Source organism: Bacillus sp. DJP31, assembly GCF_049310945.1.
GTDB lineage: Bacteria > Bacillota > Bacilli > Bacillales > SA4 > Bacillus_BS.
On the sequence record NZ_JBMERO010000062.1, the window covers coordinates 1 to 6,450 of the forward strand.

Below are 6,450 nucleotides of genomic sequence, written 5' to 3' on the forward strand. Positions count from 1 at the left end.
CTGTAAAACAAGAAAAAACAAGTAATGACTGGCGTTTAAAAATAAATGGTAAATTTAGGAAGGAAGCAAGAGAACCGTCCCCGTGCTTCCCCTGTTTAATAACATTAAAACTATAACTCTAACACATCCGCAATCCTCTTACTTGCAAATCCATCACCATATGGATTACTCGCTTGACTCATCTTTTCATACTCATCTTTATCTTCAAGAAGAGATTTAAATGAATTGTAAATGTTTTCCTCAACTGTACCTACTAATTTAAGTGTCCCTGCTGTAATCCCTTCAGGTCGTTCAGTTGTATCTCGCATAACTAGAACTGGCTTACCTAAGCTTGGTGCTTCCTCCTGGATGCCACCACTGTCAGTGAGTATTAAGTACGACCTTGAGAGGAAATTATGAAAATCAACAACTTCTAATGGCTCGATAATTCTTATTCTGTCTGAATTCCCTAGTATTTCATTAGCTGCATCCCTCACAACTGGATTCATATGGATAGGATATACTACCTTTATATCTGGATACTCGTCTACAATTCTTTTGATTGCTCTAAACATATTTCTCATTGGGTCACCTAGATTTTCTCTTCTATGAGCAGTTATCATAATAAGTTTACTACCTGAAGCCCAATCAATCTGTTCATGAGAATAATCCGCTCTTACCGTTGTTTTAAGTGCATCTATGGCAGTATTACCAGTTACATATATTGTAGATTGATCTTTACCCTCTCTTAATAGGTTTTCTTTAGACATCTCTGTTGGGGCAAAATTATACTTCGCCACAATTCCTACAGCTTGACGATTAAATTCTTCAGGGTATGGCGAGTAAATATCATAAGTCCTTAATCCAGCCTCCACATGACCAACTGGAATTTGTAAGTAAAAGCATGCTAAAGATGTTACAAATGTTGTGGACGTATCGCCATGAACAAGGACAACATCTGGTTTAACTTCTTCAAGCACGGATTTCATTTTTTCTAGAATATTTATTGTCACATCAAATAAAGTCTGGTTATTTTTCATGATGGATAGATCGAAATCTGGGATTACTTTAAATGTATCTAATACTTGATCTAACATTTCTCTATGTTGACCAGTAACACACACAACAGTATCTAATTTTTCTCTTGTTTTAAGTTCTTTAACTAAGGGACACATTTTTATTGCTTCTGGCCTAGTCCCGAATACTATCATTACTTTTTTCTTCATTTTTATAACCAACTTTATTTTATATTTTATTAGGTCCTTCTAAATCATAGATATTTAACTATCAATAACATGTTTTCTCTTAATAATCCATATTATTTAATATATTTATGTTCAACCATGATAATAAGAAACTAGACTTAATTTAGAATAACCTCAAAGTTTCTAACCTTTTGATCTACAATTCTAGTCTTTAGGCATGGGCATATATTTTAACCCAAAGCTAATTTTCAAAAAATAAAGAGTAGGTCTTTCTCTTGTATCACCTATAATCCCTTAAAATTGAAGCACAAGAACCGTCCCCGTTGCTTAGTGACTGGAGTTATAAAAAATGGTAAATGAAGAAAGTTAAAAAGAGAACTGTCCCTGTGCTTCTCTACCCTGATCACATTCAACAACCAGCAGCAACTAGAGATTCGTATTTCAAAGGCCGTTATGGATAAGCAAATGTCCAGGACTGAGTCTTGCATTGTTTTGTTTTCCAGACCGAAGAGAACCCGTTTTCTTATGTGGAGAGAGCATGCAGTAAGCGCTGGGAAGTAAAACGATCGTTCATTACTAGAACGCGTGCCCTTACGAGCACGAAAAACAGCCTTTGGAACAATGTTGTAAAACAAGAAAAAACAAGTAGTGACTGGCGTTTAAAAATAAATGGTAAATCCAGGAAGGAAGCAAGAGAATCGTCCCCGTGCTTCCCCAAACAAGAAAAAACAAGTAGTGACTGGCGTTTAAAAATAAATGGTAATTTTAGGAAGGAAGCAAGAGAACCGTCCCCGTGCTTCCACAATAAAAAGAAGATATGGCAATATAGGTAATTGAAAGTAAGCAGTACATACAATGGTGGGACATAGTACATAGTTCCCTTGTCTCTGGGGTTGTATTCGAGGCCAAGGAGAAGTAGCTTCTTTTTGTTTAGGGAGCAGGAGGCGAATGCTGTGGAGTATTAATAGAATATGAGTGGTCGATGCCCCCTTTCGGGCTAAATATCTAAAAAGGAAGCAATGGGAACCGTCCCCGTGCTTCCCCAGTAAGCGCTGGGAAGTAGTAAAAGGATCGTTCATTACTAGAACGCGTGCCCTTACGAGCACGAAAAACAGCCTTTGGAACAATACTGTAAAACAAGAAAAAACAAGTAGTGACTGGCGTTTAAAAATAAATGGTAAATTTAGGAAGGAAGCAAGAGAACCGTCCCCGTGCTTCCTCGAACGGGCATTCAAATCTAAATTGATATTGAAATCTGTACTTTTTTATTTTAAGTAACATAGAATATAGTAGAAACGGTAATTTTGCGGGTTCAGGTGAAAGGCTCTCTAAATGAGGGTGATTGTTATGAAGATGTTATTTAAGCTAAGTGCAGATATTTCAAGAGGATATATTAATTTTAAGATGCACATTTGCTTTCCTGCAAATGTATTCTTATTACTTTTGACAATATGGATTCATTGGTGGTTTATGTAACTACCGTTTCTAAAATCGAGCGAAGTAACCTGACCAAAACTGGAATCATTTTTCTTCCGGTTTTGGTTAGGACATAAAATAAATGTTTAGTAGCGTAGTTATATAAGTTAGCCATAAAATAATCCCCACCAAGGTGGGGATTATTTTATGGTTAACCAGTAGGGTGTAGCTCTTAATTCCGTCTGCTCGTCACAATAATCTTGGAACAATAAATGATACTCTTTAGCGTTAACGCACATTTAGTAAGTTCAGCAATTTGCTTTCCATTTTCACGATTAATACTAAACAGTTCTGAAGAACTTTCGTTCTTTACTAACAATGCAATACAAGGACGACTAAATAGTTGATTAGCTTACAATTCTATTGATGGTATAATATTGCGGATTCTCACTGCATATTTAAAAAAAACAAAAAAACTCGCCAAGCCATAATAAAAGGCCTAGCGAATATTTAAGATCTTCATTAACCTACCAAAAACAAAATATATTCCAATCCCAACACTCGCACCAGCAACATCAATAAGAACATCTTCAAACTGTGCTCCTCTGCCAGGAACAAATAGTTGATGTAATTCGTCCATTATCGCAAACATCATTGAAAAGAGTAGTGTCACTAAAACTGAATATCCTTTTAATCTACTTCTCCTTAAAGCGTTTAGCAAAATCATACCTATCATTAAATAGATAAAGAAGTGAGCATTTTTTCTGACGAAACGATTTAAGTCCCTTACATCAATTTCAGCATTGGGGGTCGTTCTTTCTACTATTTCGACAATCGCTTCTGTTATCCCTGTACTCAACTGGTTAGATGTTGTGGCTGGTTGGTGTGATAGGTAGAAGGTTAATGCCATCAATAAAATAACAGCTGTCCAAGATATAAATTTATACATTCATAAGGTACTCTTACTCCACTCCATAATACTCCACATACCAATCCACAAACTTCTGCAAGCCTTCTTCTATTGAAGTCTCTGGCTTAAACCCAACGGCTTTTTGCAACAGTTCTGTAGAAGCATACGTAGCAGGTACATCACCTGGTTTTATAGGTTCGTATACCTTTTCAAAGAGTGCTTCTCTACCCAGAGAATTGCTCAAACACTTCTCTAATGTTTCAATGAATACCATTAGCTTTTCAGGGTTATTGTTTCCAATGTTGTATATCTTATGTTGAACATCGCCAGTAGGGGGATTACTTAAAAGACGTTCAATTCCTTCAACGATATCATCGATATAGGTAAAATCTCGGTATAGGTCATTTTCGAAGTCTCCGTTGTTATAGATTTTAATCGGTTCACCTGCAAAATATTTATCTGTAAATCCAAAGTACGCCATATCAGGTCGTCCCATTGGGCCATAAACCGTAAAGAAGCGAAGTCCTGTTGCTGGGATGTTGTATAGATGACTGTAGGTATGAGCCATCAGTTCGTTTGACTTTTTGGTAGATGCATAGAGTGATACGGGGTTGTCCACAAAGTCCGTTTCTTCAAAGGGTACCTTTGTATTCGATCCGTAAACTGAACTAGAAGATGCATATACTAGGTGATCTACTGGATAGTGTCTACATGCTTCTAGGATATTGTAGTAACCTATGATATTACTTTGAATATATACATCTGGATTCTCTATTGAATAACGTACACCAGCTTGTGCAGCTAGATTTACAACAATATTAGGATGGTATTCTTCAAATAGATTTGTAATCGTCATCTTGTCAGAAATATCACCTTTTATAAAGGTAAACTTTTCATAAGGCTTGAGTAGTTCTAAGCGATCAATTTTAAGGTTTACATCATAGTAATCATTTATATTATCAATCCCAATGACTGTGCAGCCCTTCTCTAGCAATCTCCTAGATAGGAAATATCCAATAAAACCAGCTGCTCCAGTGATAAGGTATGTTTTACTAGGATCAAGAGTTTTGTAAGTCAAAATTCTTCAACTCCTTTATACCTTCTCTGCTTGCAGATTGCCTTCCAATGGAGTGATATTCTATCCCTGCTTCTTTCATCTCTTCAACACGATAGATATTCCTACCATCATATACTAAAGGAGTTCTCATCAACTTCTGATAAGTTTTAGGAGTCACAGCTTTCACTTCTCCCCATTCAGTAAAGATAAAGCAGACGTTTGCACCTTCTAGAGCATGCTCTATATTGGAAACATATGTGATACTGCCTTTACCATTCTTTCCTTCTGGGTGAACTCTAGCAAAGTTCTTCGCACCTACTGGATCAAACGCATAAATATCTGCACCTTGTTCTAATAATAATGGTACATTCTCAAGAGATGCTGCTTCTCTTAAATCGTCCGTTCCAGGCTTAAATGTCAACCCTAGTACTGCAACTTTTAGTCCATTAAAAGTAATGAGTCTCTTACTAGCTTTTTTATAAAGAATCGTTTTTTGCTCATTGTTTACATCTATGGCTGCCTTAATGGTTCGAAGTTCATAACCATTCTCTTTGGCAATGTACTCAAGTGCTTTTGTATCCTTTGGAAAACATGAACCACCGTAACCGATACCTGCATTTAAGAACTTACTTCCAATTCGTTCATCAAAGCTCATTCCTCTAGCGACATCTTGAATATCAGCCCCAACGAGTTCGCATAGATTCGCGATATCATTCATGTAAGATATTTTAAGGGCAAGGAAATCATTAGAAGCATATTTAATCATTTCAGCAGATCTTCTGTTTACCGATACAATAGGTAAATGAAACGGTTCATAAATCTTCATAAGTAACTCTTCAGCCCATTTACTTTCAGTTCCAATAATGATCCTTTCAGCATGTAAGGTATCCCAAACAGCCGATCCTTGTGCCAAAAATTCCGGATTCGATGCAACTTCTACTCGTACATCATTGACTAAAAAGTCTTGAATAAACTGTTCAACTTTATCATTCGTTCCAACCGGGACTGTAGATTTTACAACAACTAGACAGTCCTTTTCTACTGATTCAGCAATTTGCCTAGCAACCGTTGCAATGTATGATAGATTGGCAGATCCATCCGGTTGCTCGGGAGTACCTACACCAATAAAAATTACATCTGCATCCTTGTATACTGATTGATAATCTGTTGTATAATCAATTCTTCCAGCAATATAATTCTTCTGCATTAAATCTTCCAAGTCAGCCTCGTAAATTGGAGATACTCCAGATTTCATTAGGTTAACTTTAGTTTCATCAATATCCACACAGGTCACGTGATGGCCAACTTCAGCAAAACAAACACCTGCCACTAAGCCCACATAGCCTGTTCCAGCTACCGCTATTTTGTACATGAGTTTACACCATCCTTAAACATTCCTTTTTTCATTAACATTTTCATCAAAACGAGGGTATTATTAGTATCCTTTGATGAAATTCTATCACGATTCTATTGGCAAATTGTTGTTCTTCCCAGATTATTTAAGAGCTGCTCACCCACAACGTGATGCTAACTAGAAATAAATATAAAGAAACCCTCAATTTTATAATTCGACAAATTCCGGGTGGTGACAGCACCCAAAACTATCTTTCTATAAACATATTTCTAGTATTAAGCTTTCTGGGACTCGGAACATTAAGATTACTTCATGCTACTACTACACTTCACTTGGTTAAAGGAAGCAGCGGAACCGTCCCCTTGCTTCCGCTTACGAGCACGAAAAACAGCCTTTGGAACAATACTGTAAAACAAGAAAAAACAAGTAGTGACTGGCGTTTAAAAATAAATGGTAAATTTAGGAAGGAAGCAAGAGAACCGTCCCCGTGCTTCCGCACGAAAAGAACCTTTTCTGGTCCAGAGGCTGC

Annotated in this window: 7 protein-coding genes; 3 read left to right on the forward strand and 4 right to left on the reverse strand. The window is 36.7% G+C overall.

Translation table 11 applies throughout. From position 1 onward, the window contains the following. Positions 1-110 precede the first annotated feature (110 nt). Positions 111-1,205, reverse strand: coding sequence for a non-hydrolyzing UDP-N-acetylglucosamine 2-epimerase (wecB, locus tag ACOI1C_RS22125; RefSeq protein WP_422512804.1), 1,095 nt, complete (start codon positions 1,203-1,205; stop codon positions 111-113). 363 nt (positions 1,206-1,568) lie between these two features. Here wecB and ACOI1C_RS22130 point away from each other — a divergent pair, with 363 nt between their 5' ends. Next, positions 1,569-1,745 carry a competence protein ComK gene (locus ACOI1C_RS22130; RefSeq protein WP_422512810.1) on the forward strand — a complete coding sequence of 59 codons (177 nt, stop codon included), beginning with the start codon at positions 1,569-1,571 and terminating at the stop codon, positions 1,743-1,745. Continuing rightward, on the forward strand, positions 1,667-2,017 hold the full coding sequence (locus tag ACOI1C_RS22135) for a hypothetical protein (protein ID WP_422512805.1): 351 nt from the start codon (positions 1,667-1,669) through the stop codon (positions 2,015-2,017). The genes ACOI1C_RS22130 and ACOI1C_RS22135 overlap by 79 nt, the downstream gene beginning before the upstream one ends. Positions 2,018-3,099: 1,082 nt before the next feature. Here ACOI1C_RS22135 and ACOI1C_RS22140 read toward each other — a convergent pair. Genes ACOI1C_RS22140 through ACOI1C_RS22150 form a run of 3 tightly spaced genes read right to left on the reverse strand, consistent with a single transcriptional unit; the run spans position 3,100 to position 5,939 of the window. Further along, positions 3,100-3,549 carry a VanZ family protein gene (locus tag ACOI1C_RS22140; RefSeq protein ID WP_422512806.1) on the reverse strand — a complete coding sequence of 150 codons (450 nt, stop codon included), beginning with the start codon at positions 3,547-3,549 and terminating at the stop codon, positions 3,100-3,102. Positions 3,550-3,562: 13 nt separating this feature from the next. Beyond that, positions 3,563-4,588, reverse strand: a complete 1,026-nt coding sequence (locus ACOI1C_RS22145) for a GDP-mannose 4,6-dehydratase (RefSeq protein ID WP_422512807.1) — start codon at positions 4,586-4,588, stop codon at positions 3,563-3,565. After that, positions 4,569-5,939 (reverse strand): UDP-glucose dehydrogenase family protein, encoded by a 1,371-nt coding sequence (locus ACOI1C_RS22150; RefSeq protein ID WP_422512808.1) that lies wholly within the window; start codon positions 5,937-5,939, stop codon positions 4,569-4,571. Before ACOI1C_RS22150 ends, ACOI1C_RS22145 begins: the two co-directional genes overlap by 20 nt. 149 nt (positions 5,940-6,088) lie before the next feature. Here ACOI1C_RS22150 and ACOI1C_RS22155 point away from each other — a divergent pair. After that, the coding region (locus tag ACOI1C_RS22155) for a hypothetical protein (RefSeq protein ID WP_422512809.1) at positions 6,089-6,450 on the forward strand (362 nt) is incomplete at its 3' end.

What these genes read in the sequence shown, in the direction of transcription:
- wecB (WP_422512804.1), bottom strand. Translation starts at nt 1,205, where the DNA reads ATGAAGAAAAAAGTAATGATAGTATTCGGGACTAGGCCAGAAGCAATA.
- ACOI1C_RS22140 (WP_422512806.1), bottom strand. Translation starts at nt 3,549, where the DNA reads ATGTATAAATTTATATCTTGGACAGCTGTTATTTTATTGATGGCATTA.
- ACOI1C_RS22150 (WP_422512808.1), bottom strand. Translation starts at nt 5,939, where the DNA reads ATGTACAAAATAGCGGTAGCTGGAACAGGCTATGTGGGCTTAGTGGCA.